This window comes from Epibacterium sp. ABV4_022, from assembly GCF_056159345.1.
Map to the genome: position 1 here is coordinate 1,158,048 of NZ_JBSWVA010000001.1, position 13,986 is coordinate 1,172,033.

At 61.4% G+C, this 13,986-nt stretch carries 14 protein-coding genes; 13 read left to right on the forward strand and 1 reads right to left on the reverse strand.

Features of this window, described 5'->3' with window-relative positions; translation table 11 throughout:
* The first annotated feature begins 245 nt into the window (after positions 1–245).
* The 13 genes from ACXAF5_RS05550 (at position 246) to ACXAF5_RS05610 (ending at position 12,760) form a co-directional block, all read left to right on the forward strand.
* Positions 246–2,540: a bifunctional salicylyl-CoA 5-hydroxylase/oxidoreductase gene (locus ACXAF5_RS05550; protein ID WP_474945841.1), complete on the forward strand. Its 2,295-nt coding sequence runs from the start codon at positions 246–248 to the stop codon at positions 2,538–2,540.
* Positions 2,537–3,286, forward strand: a complete 750-nt coding sequence (locus ACXAF5_RS05555) for an SDR family NAD(P)-dependent oxidoreductase (protein WP_474945842.1) — start codon at positions 2,537–2,539, stop codon at positions 3,284–3,286. The genes ACXAF5_RS05550 and ACXAF5_RS05555 overlap by 4 nt, the downstream gene beginning before the upstream one ends.
* Complete coding sequence (locus ACXAF5_RS05560) at positions 3,283–3,777, forward strand: MarR family winged helix-turn-helix transcriptional regulator (protein WP_474945843.1); 495 nt, start codon at positions 3,283–3,285, stop codon at positions 3,775–3,777. Before ACXAF5_RS05555 ends, ACXAF5_RS05560 begins: the two co-directional genes overlap by 4 nt.
* A complete protein-coding gene (locus ACXAF5_RS05565) occupies positions 3,774–4,577 on the forward strand; it encodes an enoyl-CoA hydratase family protein (protein WP_165809725.1) in 804 nt (267 codons plus the stop codon). Before ACXAF5_RS05560 ends, ACXAF5_RS05565 begins: the two co-directional genes overlap by 4 nt.
* A 65-nt stretch (positions 4,578–4,642) precedes the next feature.
* The gene (locus ACXAF5_RS05570; protein WP_474945844.1) at positions 4,643–5,800 is read left to right on the forward strand and encodes an acyl-CoA dehydrogenase family protein; all 1,158 of its coding nucleotides are present in this window, start codon (positions 4,643–4,645) and stop codon (positions 5,798–5,800) included.
* Positions 5,797–7,413 (forward strand): benzoate-CoA ligase family protein, encoded by a 1,617-nt coding sequence (locus tag ACXAF5_RS05575; RefSeq protein ID WP_474945845.1) that lies wholly within the window; start codon positions 5,797–5,799, stop codon positions 7,411–7,413. Before ACXAF5_RS05570 ends, ACXAF5_RS05575 begins: the two co-directional genes overlap by 4 nt.
* A gap of 33 nt (positions 7,414–7,446) precedes the next feature.
* Positions 7,447–8,577: an ABC transporter substrate-binding protein gene (locus tag ACXAF5_RS05580; protein ID WP_474945846.1), complete on the forward strand. Its 1,131-nt coding sequence runs from the start codon at positions 7,447–7,449 to the stop codon at positions 8,575–8,577.
* 57 nt (positions 8,578–8,634) lie between these two features.
* The gene (locus ACXAF5_RS05585) at positions 8,635–9,555 is read left to right on the forward strand and encodes a branched-chain amino acid ABC transporter permease (protein ID WP_065326402.1); all 921 of its coding nucleotides are present in this window, start codon (positions 8,635–8,637) and stop codon (positions 9,553–9,555) included.
* The gene (locus tag ACXAF5_RS05590) at positions 9,552–10,535 is read left to right on the forward strand and encodes a branched-chain amino acid ABC transporter permease (RefSeq protein WP_065333135.1); all 984 of its coding nucleotides are present in this window, start codon (positions 9,552–9,554) and stop codon (positions 10,533–10,535) included. Before ACXAF5_RS05585 ends, ACXAF5_RS05590 begins: the two co-directional genes overlap by 4 nt.
* Positions 10,528–11,277 carry an ABC transporter ATP-binding protein gene (locus ACXAF5_RS05595; protein ID WP_065326404.1) on the forward strand — a complete coding sequence of 250 codons (750 nt, stop codon included), beginning with the start codon at positions 10,528–10,530 and terminating at the stop codon, positions 11,275–11,277. The genes ACXAF5_RS05590 and ACXAF5_RS05595 overlap by 8 nt, the downstream gene beginning before the upstream one ends.
* The gene (locus ACXAF5_RS05600) at positions 11,274–11,960 is read left to right on the forward strand and encodes an ABC transporter ATP-binding protein (protein ID WP_474945847.1); all 687 of its coding nucleotides are present in this window, start codon (positions 11,274–11,276) and stop codon (positions 11,958–11,960) included. Before ACXAF5_RS05595 ends, ACXAF5_RS05600 begins: the two co-directional genes overlap by 4 nt.
* A 3-nt stretch (positions 11,961–11,963) precedes the next feature.
* Positions 11,964–12,368, forward strand: coding sequence for an acyl-CoA thioesterase (locus ACXAF5_RS05605; RefSeq protein ID WP_474945848.1), 405 nt, complete (start codon positions 11,964–11,966; stop codon positions 12,366–12,368).
* Positions 12,365–12,760, forward strand: a complete 396-nt coding sequence (locus ACXAF5_RS05610; protein ID WP_239322924.1) for a RidA family protein — start codon at positions 12,365–12,367, stop codon at positions 12,758–12,760. The genes ACXAF5_RS05605 and ACXAF5_RS05610 overlap by 4 nt, the downstream gene beginning before the upstream one ends.
* Before the next feature lie 83 nt (positions 12,761–12,843).
* On the opposite strand, the gene ACXAF5_RS05615 is transcribed toward ACXAF5_RS05610, so the two are convergent.
* Entirely contained in the window at positions 12,844–13,842 is a 999-nt protein-coding gene (locus ACXAF5_RS05615; protein WP_474945849.1) for an NADPH:quinone reductase, read from the reverse strand.
* Between the last annotated feature and the right edge of the window lie 144 nt (positions 13,843–13,986).

Sequence of the window (13,986 nt, forward strand, 5' to 3'; positions counted from 1 at the left end):
ATGTGAAACCACTGGGGTGCTGAAATGGAGTGCGTATTGCAATCAGAGCGTTGCTTTGGTTGTGGTGACACAGGTTATTTATATTAAAAACAATACATTAAACTACATTTTGATGGGCGCGTGTCCGAGGGCATTTGACGCGGCGTCACAGTTAATACTTTAAAATTAGAAATTTCAAGCTTGAAATTGTTTTGAGATGCGCAGAACCTTCTCCCATCAATAACCGAATTGGGGATGAGGATCAGATGCGCATTGCATGCTTGGGAGGGGGGCCTGCGGGCCTGTATTTCGCGATCTCGATGAAGCTGCGCGATCCCGGTCACGACGTCACCGTGATCGAGCGCAACCGCGCCGACGACACATTTGGCTGGGGTGTGGTGCTGTCGGATGAGACGCTCGACAATCTCGCCGCCAATGACGCCACAAGTGCGCAGTCGATCCGGGCGCATTTTGCCTATTGGGACGACGTGGCGCTGCATTTCAAAGGCACCCGGCAGGTGTCCTCTGGCCACGGGTTCTGCGGCATTGGACGCAAGCAACTGTTGATCCTGTTGCAAGAGCGCGCACGCGAATTGGGCGTCGATTTGCAGTTTGAGACCGAAGCAAAAAGTGCCGAGGACTATCGCAAGGATTACGATCTGGTTGTCGCAAGCGATGGGCTCAATTCCCGCACCCGCAGCCTCTATGCGGAGACGTTCAAACCGGATGTGGACACGCGCCTGTGTAACTTTGTCTGGCTGGGCACCCACCAGACCTTCAAGGATGCGTTCACCTTCATTTTTGAGGAAACCGAGCACGGCTGGGTCTGGGCGCATGCCTACCAGTTCGATGACGACACTGCGACCTTTATCGTGGAATGCACGCAAGAGACCTTTGACGCCTTTGGCTTTGGCTCCATGAGCCAGCAGGAGAGCATCAAGGTCTGCGAAGAGATCTTTAAGGATCATCTGGGCGGCCATGCGCTGATGACCAATGCCAACCACATTCGCGGCTCCGCCTGGATTCGTTTCCCAAGGGTTCTGTGCGAAAAATGGAGCCATGAAAATGTGGTGCTGATGGGCGATGCGGCGGCGACGGCGCATTTCTCCATCGGGTCGGGATCGAAACTGGCGCTGGAATCCGCCATCGCGCTGGCCGACCTGCTGCATGAAAAGCCCGATCTGCAGAGCGCCTTTGAGGACTACGAAGAACAGCGTCGCCTTGAGGTGCTGCGCCTGCAATCGGCGGCGCGCAACTCGATGGAGTGGTTCGAGCGGGTCGAACGCTATCTTGATCTTGATCCGGTGCAGTTGAATTATTCGATGCTGACCCGCAGCCAGCGCATCAGCCATGAAAACCTGCGCGAACGCGACAAGGACTGGCTTGAGAGCGCGGAACGCTGGTTCATGACTCAGGCCGGTGCGCCCAAGGACGCGCCGCTGCGCGCGCCGATGTTTGCGCCCTTCCGCCTGCGCGACATGGACCTCAAGAGCCGCATCGTGGTCTCGCCCATGGCGCAGTATAAGGCCGAGGATGGCTGTCCCACCGACTGGCATCTGGTGCATTATGGCGAGCGCGCCAAGGGTGGTGCAGGGCTGGTCTACACCGAGATGACCTGTGTGTCGCCAGAGGGCCGGATCACCCCCGGCTGTCCGGGGCTATATGCGCCAGAACATGAGGCCGCATGGTCCCGCATTGCCGATTTCGTACACACGCAGACGGATGCCAAGATCTGCTGCCAGATCGGTCATTCGGGGCGCAAAGGCTCCACCCAGCTCGGTTGGGACGAGATGGATGCGCCCTTGCCGGAGGGCAATTGGGATATCGTCAGCGCCTCTGCCATTCCATGGTCCGACCAGAACGCCACCCCGCGCGAAATCACCCGCGCAGAGATGGACGAGGTGCGCGATCAATTTGTGAGCGCCGCTGAGATGGCGGACCGCGCAGGCTTTGACATGATCGAGCTGCACGCGGCCCATGGCTATCTGATCTCTTCGTTCCTGTCGCCGGTCTCCAACCAGCGCGGCGATGAATACGGCGGTAGCCTTGAAAACCGTCTGCGCTACCCGCTGGAGGTCTTTGCCGCCATGCGCGCGGTCTTGCCCGAGGGCAAACCGATGTCGGTGCGCATCTCGGCCAATGACTGGGTGGGTGAGGATGGGGTTACCCCGGACGAGGCGGTCAAGATTGCCCGTGCCTTCTGGGAGGCGGGGGCGGATCTGATCGACGTCTCTGCCGGTCAGACCACCATCGATGCCAACCCCGTCTACGGCCGTATGTTCCAGACGCCGTTTTCGGATCAGATCCGCAACGAGGCCGGGATCTGCACCATGGCGGTGGGCAACATCTTTGAGGCCGATCACGCCAATTCGATCCTGATGGCGGGCCGGGCCGATCTGGTGGCCGTGGGTCGCCCGCATCTGGCCGATCCCTATTGGACCCTGCGTGAGGGCACCAAGATTGGCGACCGCGCGGCGCCTGACTGGCCGCTGCCCTATCAGGCGGGCCGTGATCAAAGCTGGCGGCTGGCGGATAAAGAAGCGGAGAGCTTGCGCGCATGAGCAGAGATCTGAGCCAAGAACACGTCCTGATTACCGGTGGTGGCACGGGGGTGGGGGCGGCCTGCGCGCAGGCCTTTGCCGCTGCGGGGGCCACGGTCACCCTGATGGGGCGCACAGAGAAAACCCTTGTTGAACAGGGGCTTCCCTATGAGGTCTGCGATGTGACCGATGCGGCGAGCGTCACATCGGCGGTGGCGCGCGCGGCTGCTGCTCGCGGGCCGGTGAGCGTGGCACTCGCCAATGCGGGTGCCGCCGAGAGCGTGCCTTTTGCCAAGATGCAGCCAGAGATGCTGAATGCCATGATGGCGGTGAACCTCAATGGCGTGGTGAACCTCTGGCAGGCGGTGCTGCCGGGCATGAAAGAGGCAGGGAGCGGGCGCATGATTGCCGTGGCCTCGACCGCCGGGCTCAAAGGTTACCCTTATGTCAGCGCTTATTGCGCCGCCAAACACGCGGTGGTGGGGCTGACCCGCGGTCTGGCCAAGGAACTGGCCCGTACCGGCATAACCGTGAATGCGATTTGTCCGGGGTTTGTGGAAACGCCGATGCTTCAGCGTAGCATCGACAATATTCGCGCCAAGACGGGCATGAGCGCCGAGGATGCAGCTGGCGCGCTCAAGGCGGACAATCCGCAAGGGCGTTTTGTCCAGCCGGAAGAAGTTGCGGATGCGGCGCTGTGGTTGGCGTCGAGCGGCGCGGCTTCGGTCAACGGTCACGCCCTGGCCCTGACGGGGGGCGAGATATGAGCAGCGCAAACCCGCGCGCAGAGGTCCGCGATGCGGCTTCCAAGGCCCGTCTGCGCCTATGGCTGAAACTCTTGAAGACCTCTGGCAGCATCGAGGCCGAGCTGCGCCGCCGCTTGCGCGATCGCCACAATACCACGCTGCCGCGTTTTGATGTGATGTCGGCCCTGTCGCGCAATCCCGAGGGCCTCAAGATGAGCCAGCTGTCGCAGTTTCTGCGCGTCTCAAACGGCAATGTAACAGGCATCGTGGATCGGCTGACCGAAGATGGCCTCGCGCTGCGGGTTGCGGTGCCCGGAGATCGCCGTGCGCAGGTGGCGCGATTGACCCCTGCGGGTGAGGCAGAGTTTGCCCGCCTTGCCGCCGAGCATGAGGCCTGGATCGATGAGATGATGGCGGGCCTTGGCGCAGATGACATCACGGATATGAGCGCGCTTCTGGATCAGATCCAGCCCATAGGCGCAAACCAGACTTCTAAGGACGACCTCACATGAGCCTGCACGACACAACCCATTTCAATTGCCAGATCGAAGGTGGCATTGCCCGCATTTCACTCAATCGGCCAGAGCGTAAAAACCCGCTGACTTTTGACAGCTACGCCGAGCTGCGCGACTGGTTCCGGGCGCTGCCCTATTCGGACGAGGTGCATGCGGTGGTGATCGTGCCCAATGGCGGCAATTTCTCCTCTGGCGGCGATGTGCATGACATCATCGGCCCGCTTACCAAGATGAACATGAAGGAGCTTTTGGCCTTTACCCGCATGACCGGGGATCTGGTGAAGGCGATGCTCAATTGCACCAAGCCGGTGATTGCGGCGGTGGATGGTATCTGCGCCGGGGCCGGTGCGATCATGGCGATGGCCAGTGATCTGCGCATTGCTGCCCCTGAGGCCAAGGTGGCCTTTCTGTTCAACCGTGTGGGCCTTGCGGGCTGTGACATGGGGGCCTGCGCCATGCTGCCGCGCATCATCGGTCAGGGCCGCGCGGCGGAGCTGCTCTATATGGGCCGGTCGCTGGGGGCCGAGGAAGGCGAACGCTGGGGGTTTTTCAACCGCGTGGTGGCGGGCGATGCGCTGGAGGCGGAAGCCATGAAGATGGCGGAGCGCATCGTGCAGGGGCCGACGTTTGCCAATGGCATGACCAAGACCATGCTGGCGCAGGAATGGTCCATGAGCCTTGAACAGGCCATCGAGGCCGAGGCGCAGGCGCAGGCGATCTGCATGCAGGGCAATGATTTCCGACGCGCCTATGAGGCCTTTGTCGCCAAAGAGCGACCAGTGTTTGAAGGCGACTGAGAGCGCCATGTTTCGCCTTCGGCGAGGATATTTAACAAGAAGATGAAAACAACGGGGAAGATAACGTGGCGGACCAGAGTTTTCTGAATTGGCCCTTTTTTGACCAAGAGCATCGCGACTGGGCGGCGCAGGTCGAGGCGGTGGCGGCTGGGCTCAATGTGGATCACAGTGACACCGATGCGGCCTGTCGCAAGCTGGTGGCCGATCTTGGCGCGGCAGGTGTTTTGCGGCCCACGGGCGAGGGAGAGGGCGGCGCGCGCCTTGATGTACGCAGGCTGTGCCTGTCGCGTGAGATCCTGGCCCGCCACGATGGGCTTGCGGATTTTGCCTTTGCCATGCAGGGGCTTGGCACCGGGGCGATTTCGCTGTTCGGGACCGATGCGCAAAAGGCGGCGTGGTTGCCCAAAACCCGCAGCGGTGCGGCGATTGCTGCTTTTGCGCTGACTGAGCCGCAGTCGGGGTCGGATGTGGCGAACTCCACCATGACGGCGGTGCGCGATGGCGATTACTATGTTTTGAATGGTGAAAAGACTTGGATCTCCAATGGTGGGATTGCCGATGTCTACACGCTGTTTGCCCGCACCGGAGAGGCACCGGGCGCCAGGGGGCTTTCGGCCTTTATTGTGACGCCGGATCTGGACGGGTTTGAGGTGGTGGAGCGGCTGGAGACCATCGCGCCGCACCCGCTGGCAACCTTGCGGTTTACGGATGTGCGTATCCCTGCAAGCGCCATGATCGGCGCGCCGGGGCAGGGGTTCCGCATCGCCATGTCGGTGCTGGATGTGTTCCGCTCCACCGTGGCGGCGGCGGCGCTGGGCTTTGCGCGCCGCGCATTGGACGAGGCCTTGCGGCGCGTCACAGAGCGTCACGTGCAGGGAGCGCCGCTCTTTGATTTGCAGATGGTGCAGGGGCATATCGCCGATATGGCGTTGGATGTGGATGCGGCCGCGTTGCTGGTCTACCGCGCGGCCTGGACCAAGGACAGTGGTGCGGCGCGGGTCACGCGCGAGGCGGCAATGGCCAAGCTGTTCTCGACCGAGGCGGCGCAGGTTGTAATCGACAAGGCGGTGCAGCTCTTTGGTGGTGAGGGCGTGCGTTCCGGTGCGATGGTCGAAAAACTTTATCGCGAAATCAGAGCCTTGCGGATTTATGAAGGGGCCAGTGACGTGCAGCGCGTGGTGATCGCGCGGCAAGCCATGATGGCGATGGAGGGCAAGTCATGAAACTGGGCGCAACCGCACATACCGACACATTCACCCGCGACGCGCTGCCACCGTCGGAACAATGGCCGGACTTCCTGCTGGATGGGTTTGACTACCCGGATCATCTGAACGCGGGCGTGGAGCTGACGGACGCCATGGTGGAGCGGGGCTTTGGCGACCGCACCGCCCTGATCGGCAACGGGCGGCAGCGCACCTACAAGGAGCTTGCCGACTGGACCAACCGGCTGGCGCATGCGCTGGTGGAGGATCTGGGTGTCAAACCCGGCAACCGCATCCTGATCCGGTCCGCCAATAATCCGGCGATGGTGGCCTGCTGGCTGGCGGCGACCAAGGCGGGCGCGGTTGTGGTCAACACCATGCCGATGCTGCGCGCCGCAGAGTTGAAGAAATATGTCGAGAAGGCACAGATCCAGTTTGCCCTCTGCGATACCCGGTTGATGGAGGAAATGGAGACCTGCGCGGCACAGTGTGACGTGCTTGAGCGGGTTGTAGGCTTTGACGGGACCTCCAACCACGACGCCGAACTCGACAGGCTGGCGCTGGAAAAGCCGGTGCGCTTTGAGGCGGTGCAGACCGGGCGCGATGATGTGGCGCTTTTGGGGTTCACCTCCGGGTCGACCGGAGAGCCCAAGGCGACCATGCATTTCCATCGCGATCTGCTCATCATCGCGGATGGCTATGCCCGCGATGTGCTGAATGTGGTGCCTGAGGATATTTTTGTTGGATCACCGCCACTTGCCTTTACCTTCGGGCTTGGCGGGCTGGCGATCTTCCCGCTACGTTTCGGGGCAACCGCGACACTTTTGGAACAGGCCACCCCGCCCAATATGATCGAGATCATCGAGAAATACCGCGCGACCGTGTGCTTTACCGCGCCGACCGCCTATCGGGTGATGCTTGCCGCAATGGAAGAGGGGGCGGATCTCAGCAGCCTGCGTGCCGCCGTCTCCGCCGGGGAGACCCTGCCCAAACCCGTCTATGACGATTGGATGGCCAAGACCGGCAAGCCGATGCTGGATGGGATCGGTGCGACCGAGATGTTGCATATCTTTATCTCCAACCGCTTTGACGACCACCGCCCGGCCTGTACCGGCAAACCCGTGGGGGGCTATGAGGCCAAGGTGGTCGATGACGAAGGCAACTCTGTACCCGATGGCGAGGTTGGCCGCCTTGCGGTGCGCGGTCCGACCGGGTGCCGCTATCTGAACGACGACCGTCAGGCTGGGTATGTTACCGATGGCTGGAACATCACCGGCGACAGTTTTATCCGCGACACGGATGGCTATTTCCACTTTGCCGCGCGCAACGACGATATGATCGTCTCGGCCGGCTACAATATCGCCGGCCCCGAGGTGGAGGCGGCGCTCTTGGCGCATGACGCCGTGTCTGAATGCGCAGTGATCGGTGCCCCGGACTCGGAGCGAGGCCATATCGTCGAGGCTCATATCGTTTTGAACGCAGGCGTTGTTGGCGACGCCGCGTTGACCAGGGCGCTTCAGGACCACGTGAAGGCAACAATCGCGCCCTACAAGTACCCCCGAAGCATTGTCTTTGCCCAAAGTCTGCCAAAGACGCAGACAGGCAAGATCCAACGTTTTAGGCTTCGGTCATAAGCCAACACACCAACCAGAACAGGGAGTTCGACAATGAAGAAATTTCTGATGGCCACAGCGGCCACAGCGCTGATGAACAGCGTCGCAATGGCAGAGGTCAAGGTGGGCATGATCACCACGCTTTCGGGCGGCGGTGCGAGCCTCGGCATCGACACCCGCGACGGGTTCATGCTGGCGATGGAAAACGCAAACCGTGATGATGTCGAGGTGGTCATCGAGGACGATCAGCGCAAGCCCGACATCGCGGTGCAGTTGGCCGACAAGATGATCCAATCGGAAAAGGTCGACGTGCTGACCGGGATCGTCTGGTCGAACCTCGCCATGGCCGTGGTACCGGCTGCCACCGCGCAAGGTCTGTTCTACCTCTCAACCAATGCAGCGCCTGCGCAACTGGCGGGCAAGGGGTGCAACGCCAACTATTTCTCCGTGTCTTATCAGAACGATAACCTGCACGAAGGCGCGGGCGCTTATGCGGCGCAGGAAGGGTTCAAGAACACCTTCATCATGGCGCCGAACTATCCGGCCGGCCACGACAGCCTGACAGGGTTCAAGCGGTTTTACGAGGGCGATCTGGCGGGTGAGGTCTACACCAAGCTGGGGCAGACGGATTACGCGGCTGAAATCGCGCAGATCCGCGCGTCTGGTGCGGACAGTGTGTTCTTCTTCCTGCCCGGCGGCATGGGGATTTCCTTCCTGAAGCAATATGCCGACAGCGGCGTGGATCTGCCCGTGGTTGGCCCGGCCTTCAGCTTTGATCAGGGTATCCTGCAAGCGGTGGGCGAGGCGGCTGTGGGGGTCAAGAACTCCTCCACATGGTCCAAGGATCTGGACAATGAAGCCAACGCGGCCTTTGTCGCGGCCTTCCAGCAGAAATACGACCGGCTGCCGTCGATCTATGCGGCGCAGGGCTATGACACCGCAAACCTGCTGCTGTCGGCCATCGACAAGGCGGATGTGAATGATGACGCGGCCTTTGCTGCGGCCCTGAAGGAGGCGGATTTTGCCTCTGTGCGGGGGGAATTCTCCTTTGCCGCCAACAATCACCCGATCCAGAATGTCTATGTGCGTGAGGTCATCAAGGAAGGCGACGTCTTTACCAACAAGATCGTCGGCACCGCTCTTGAGGATCATGCAAACGCCTATGTGGACGCGTGCAAGATGTAAGTGAGGCGCGCCCGGCCCGCTGGACCTGCGGGCCGGGACACACCTGAAAGAAGACATATGTCCACGATACTTATCATCGAGCAGGTGCTGAACGGGCTGCAATCCGGCGTCATGCTCTTTCTCATGGCGGCGGGGCTGACGCTGATCTTTGGCGTCATGGGACTTATCAACCTCGCCCATGGCTCGCTCTATATGGTTGGGGCCTTTGCGGCGGCGGCTGTGGCAGGCGTCACCGGGTCGTTTGTGCTGGCGCTAATCGCGGCCCTCGCGGCAGCGGCGCTTGCGGGGGCTGTGATCGAGGTCGCGGTGATCCGCAGGCTTTATGACAGCGACCATCTCGATCAGGTCTTGGCGACCTTTGCGCTCATTTTGATCTTTTCCGAGGGCACACGCTGGGTCTTTGGATCTTTTCCGCTGTTTCTGGACATTCCCGATGCCTTGTCGGGGCCTGTGACCTTGCCCGGCGGCATCCAGTATCCTTTGTATCGTTTGGCGCTGATTGGCGTGGGGCTGCTGGTGGCGTTTGGCCTGTGGCTCTTGATTGAGCGCACCCGTATCGGCATCCAGATCCGCGCGGGCGAAAACGACCGCGAGATGATTGCGGCGCTGGGCGTCGATATTTCGAAACTCTACACGCTGGTCTTTGCGCTGGGGGCGGCCTTGGCTGGTCTCGCGGGCGCATTGGTGGGCGCAATCCAGTCGGTTCAGGTGGGCATGGGCGAGCCGGTGCTGATCCTGGCCTTTGTGGTCATCGTGATCGGCGGGATCGGGTCCATCAAGGGCGCGTTTATCGGCGCATTGCTGGTGGGGCTGACTGACACATTGGTTGGGATCTTCCTGCCCGAAGTGCTGAAACTCTTTATGGACGCAGCCCCCGCCACCTCCGCCGGATCGTCGATTGCCTCGATGTCGATCTATATCCTGATGAGCCTTGTGCTGATTTGGCGTCCTTCTGGCCTGTTCGGAGCGCGCGCATGAGCCGAGAAACACTCTTTAACGCAGCCCTGCTGCTGGGTCTCATTGCCGTGCCTGCATGGGCGGTGATGACGGATGAACCCTTTACGATCACACTTGCGACCCGTGCGGTGATCCTTGCCCTCGCGGCGGCGGGGCTGAACATCGCGCTGGGCATCGGCGGTTTGGTGAGCCTTGGCCACGCGGTGTTTTTCGGGATTGGCGGTTATGCCATGGGCATCCTTGCCCACCATGCCCAAAGCTATACCCCGCTGATGGAGTGGCCTTTCCTGATCGAAGGCACCAAGTTCATGCCGGTGATCTGGCTTCTGGCCATTGTCGTCTCGGCGCTGGCGGCATTGGTCATTGGCATCCTCAGCCTGCGCACCACCGGGGCCTATTTCATCATGATCACGCTCGCCTTTGGTCAGATGTTTTACTACTTCGCAATCTCGTGGAGCACCTATGGCGGCGAAGACGGCATGTCGATCTATGTCCGCAATGATTTTCCGGGTCTCAACACATTGGCCCCGATCCAGTTCTACGGACTGTGCCTTGCGATCCTTGTTGTGGTGCTGATTTTTTCTGCCCGCCTGCGTCGCTCTCCCTTTGGTCTGGCTCTGAATGCGGCGCGTCAGGTGCCCGCGCGGGTTGAGGCCGTGGGTATGGACCCGATGCGCCTGAAGCTGGTGGCCTTTGTCATCTCTGGTGTCATCACCGGTCTGGCTGGCGCGCTCTTTGCCGATCTCAACCGTTTTGTCAGCCCGACGATGTTCAGCTGGCAGTTCTCGGGCGAGATCATGATCCTTGTGATCCTCGGCGGGGTGGGGCGGCTGTTTGGGCCTGTTGCAGGGGCTGTGACCTTTGTGGCGCTTGAGCACTTCCTCGGCGGGATCACCGAGTTCTGGCACATCTTCCTTGGGCTGATCCTTCTGGCGGTCGTGCTCTTTGCGCGCGGTGGCATCACCGGGCTGGTGGCGGGCAAGGAGGCAACCCATGACTGAGACAATCCTCGCCACATATGGCATCACCAAATCTTTTGGCGCGCTGAAGGCCAGTAATGACATTTCGATTGATCTGCGCCCCGGCGAAATCCACGCCATCATCGGCCCCAATGGGGCAGGCAAATCCACTTTGATCGGCCAGATCTGTGGCTCGCTTGCGCCGGATGCAGGTCGCGTAGAGCTGATGGGCCAGGATGTGACCACCCTCAGCACCGATCAGCGGGCGCGGGCCGGTTTGGGGCGGACCTTTCAGATCTCGGCGCTGGCGATGGAAGACACGGTGTTGGAGAACGCCACCCTCGGTGCCATGGGCGCCAGCGGCAGGCCGTGGCGGTTCTGGTCGGCGGCTCTTGGTGACAGGTCTTTGCGTGCCCGTGCCGAAGCGGCGCTGGAACGGGTTGGCCTTGCCGACCACAAGACCAAGCGCTGCGCCGACCTGAGCCATGGGCAACGCCGCCAGTTGGAGGTTGCCGTGGCGCTCACGCTGGAGCCCAAGGCCTTTGTGATGGATGAACCCATGGCGGGCCTTGGTGCAGAGGGGTCGAAAAACCTTACCGGTTTCCTTGATAGTCTGCGCCAGGAGGCCCCGATCCTTTTGGTGGAACATGACATGGACGCGGTCTTTGCGCTCGCGGACCGGATCAGCGTGCTGGTCTATGGCGAGGTGATTGCCACCGGCAGCGTCGATCAGATCCGCAGCGATCCGCGCGTGCGCGAAGCCTATCTGGGAGAAAGCGCATGAGTCTTTTGTCCGTCAAATCCCTCACCGCATCCTATGGTGTGAGTCAGGCGCTCTTTGGTGTCGATCTCGACATCAACCCTGGCGAGGTGGTGGCGCTCATGGGCCGCAACGGTATGGGCAAATCCACCACCGTCAAGGCGATCTGCCGCATGATCGCCGCCGGCGGCACGCTGGAGTTCGCAGGCCAGAACCTGCACGCGCTGCCAAGTCACAAGGCCGCGCGTCTGGGCCTTGGTCTGGTGCCAGAAGGTCGGCGCTGTTTTCGCGATCTTACGGTGGCGGAGAACCTTCTTGCCACCAGCCGCCCCGGTGACTGGGACATGGGCCGCGTCACGCAGCTGTTCCCGCGTCTGGGCGAACGTCAGAGCCAGCTTTCAGCGTCGCTCTCGGGCGGTGAGCAGCAGATGCTGGCGATTGGCCGCGCCCTGATGACCAACCCGCGCCTGCTCATTCTGGATGAGGCGACAGAGGGGCTTGCGCCCATCATCCGTCAGGAAATCTGGGCGGCGATCAATCGGCTGAAACAGGACACCGATATGGCAATTCTGGTGATCGACAAGACTTTGGCGGAACTGGAACAGGTCTGTGATCGTGCGGTGGTGTTGGAGCGCGGTGAAACCGTCTGGAGTGGGACCATGGCGGCCCTGAACCCAGAGATTTCAGAGCGTTACGTAGGGGTATGAGCCATGTATGAGATGCCACAGAAAGTGCTGTTCAAACATTGCGACCCGGCGGGGATTGTCTTTTTCCCGCGCTATTTCGAAATGATGAACGATTGCGTCGAGGGCTGGTTTGCCGATGTTCTGGGCTGGCCGTTTGAGGACATGCATCAAACAGCGGGCGTGCCCACCGTCAATATCCAGACGCGGTTTTCCGCCCCGAGCCGCCATGGCGACCACCTGGTGCTGCGCCTTGTGGTCACGCGGATCGGGAAGTCCTCGCTTGCCTATGAAATGACCGCCCATTGCGGCGAAGAGCTGCGCTTTTCCACCGAAACAACCCTGGTGCATATCAATGCCGAGGGGCGCTCTGCGCCGTGGCCCGCACCGATCCGAACAAAAATTGAGAACGAGATGAAAGGGCAGACATGACCCATCAAACCATTCACCCCGAAGGTTGGGCTCCGGCCAAGGGCTATGCCAATGGCATGCTGACCCATGATGGCGTGCTGCATATTGGCGGCCAGATCGGCTGGGACGAGAACAAGGAATTTGTTTCGGATGATTTCGTCGGCCAGATGCGACAGGCGTTGAAAAACATCGCCGCCATTGTCGAGGCTGCCGGGGGCAAGCCCGCTGATGTGACGCGGCTGACGTGGTTCGTGACCGACAAACAGGAATACCTCGCCCATCAGGCCGAAGTGGGCGCGGCCTACCGCGAGGTGTTTGGCAAGCATTTCCCGGCTATGTCGATGCTGATCGTCGCAGGGCTGGTGGAGGATCGCGCGCTGGTCGAGATCGAGGCGACCGCGCATATCACCTGACCCGCTGCCGGGAACGACGGACCGAGACAAGCTGTAAAGGGCCCCGTGCTGCCGGGGCCCTTTCTGTTGCGTGCAGAGCGGTCTCAGAAACGCAAGATTGCGTTGCCCATCAGGCTGCCAGCCTCCACGGTCTCATGGGCGACGGCGACGTCCTCCAGCGCGAATGTCCTGTCGATCCGCGGGGTCAATTGACCAGAAGACAGCAGTGCATTGATGTCGGCAATCGCCTCGGCCTTGGCGGCGTCGCTCATGGAATACACAAACACCGGCTGCAACTGGATGTTGCGGAAGGCCAGCGGGTAGAACGGCAGCGCCGGTGTCAGATCGGAGGCCGAGGCATAGGCGCCGACGGAGCCGTTCAGCGTCAGGATCTGCGGATAGATGTCGACATGTGCAGCAATGTCCACATCAACCACGTGATCTATTCCCCCGGCTCCGACAACATCCAGCAGCTGATCGACAAGCGGCGCGCTTTTGTAGTTCAGCACGTCGTCGGCACCGGCGTCTCTGGCAATCTCCGCCTTGGCGTCGCCGGACACGGTGGCGACAACCCGCGCGCCTTTGGCCTTGGCGATCTGGATGGCGCTGTGACCGACGGCACCGGCGCCTCCGGTGACCAGCACTGTCTTGCCCGCAACGGGGCCGGCCCAGAGCAGTGCGCGATGCGCCGTCATCGCCGGGACCCCGAGACAGGCACCGGCGTCAAAGCTCGCCGGCTCCGGCAGTTCGACCGCAAGATGCGCGGGCACAATGGCATATTCCGCAGCGGTTCCCAACGGACCCTGACCCAGCCCATCCGCAGAGCGGTTCACATTGTAGAGCCACACCCGCTGGCCGACGCGCGCGGGGCCGACGCCTTCGCCAACCGCCTCGATGACACCGGCGCCATCATTGTGGATCAGCACCTGGTCGGCGATCATCGGCCCCTGCGCGCCGGAGCGCAGTTTCACATCCGAAGGGTTCACGCCGGAGGTCCGCATTGCGACCAGAACCTCGCCCGCGCCCGGCAATGGGGTCCCCACCTGCTTGAGGGTCAAAGTGTCCCGGGCTGTGCCGCGTGCCGTATTGAAGACCGCTTTCATGCTCGCTCCTTGTGTTTTTCTCTGAACGTATGGATGTGCGCATGAGCCCCGAAATCGCCCCGGAACGCAAGGGGCAGTCGGGCACAGGTCCTTGGGGTGCAATGTCGTGTTAACCATGCGGGGCGGTCCCGCGGCTGGATTAGG

Bases quoted from the DNA above. Each gene is read 5' to 3' on its own strand.
- ACXAF5_RS05560 (WP_474945843.1), top strand. From the start codon at position 3,283: ATGAGCAGCGCAAACCCGCGCGCAGAGGTCCGCGATGCGGCTTCCAAG.
- ACXAF5_RS05595 (WP_065326404.1), top strand. From the start codon at position 10,528: ATGACTGAGACAATCCTCGCCACATATGGCATCACCAAATCTTTTGGC.
- ACXAF5_RS05590 (WP_065333135.1), top strand. From the start codon at position 9,552: ATGAGCCGAGAAACACTCTTTAACGCAGCCCTGCTGCTGGGTCTCATT.
- ACXAF5_RS05610 (WP_239322924.1), top strand. From the start codon at position 12,365: ATGACCCATCAAACCATTCACCCCGAAGGTTGGGCTCCGGCCAAGGGC.
- ACXAF5_RS05615 (WP_474945849.1), bottom strand. From the start codon at position 13,842: ATGAAAGCGGTCTTCAATACGGCACGCGGCACAGCCCGGGACACTTTG.
- ACXAF5_RS05565 (WP_165809725.1), top strand. From the start codon at position 3,774: ATGAGCCTGCACGACACAACCCATTTCAATTGCCAGATCGAAGGTGGC.
- ACXAF5_RS05600 (WP_474945847.1), top strand. From the start codon at position 11,274: ATGAGTCTTTTGTCCGTCAAATCCCTCACCGCATCCTATGGTGTGAGT.
- ACXAF5_RS05555 (WP_474945842.1), top strand. From the start codon at position 2,537: ATGAGCAGAGATCTGAGCCAAGAACACGTCCTGATTACCGGTGGTGGC.
- ACXAF5_RS05605 (WP_474945848.1), top strand. From the start codon at position 11,964: ATGTATGAGATGCCACAGAAAGTGCTGTTCAAACATTGCGACCCGGCG.
- ACXAF5_RS05580 (WP_474945846.1), top strand. From the start codon at position 7,447: ATGAAGAAATTTCTGATGGCCACAGCGGCCACAGCGCTGATGAACAGC.
- ACXAF5_RS05585 (WP_065326402.1), top strand. From the start codon at position 8,635: ATGTCCACGATACTTATCATCGAGCAGGTGCTGAACGGGCTGCAATCC.
- ACXAF5_RS05575 (WP_474945845.1), top strand. From the start codon at position 5,797: ATGAAACTGGGCGCAACCGCACATACCGACACATTCACCCGCGACGCG.
- ACXAF5_RS05550 (WP_474945841.1), top strand. From the start codon at position 246: ATGCGCATTGCATGCTTGGGAGGGGGGCCTGCGGGCCTGTATTTCGCG.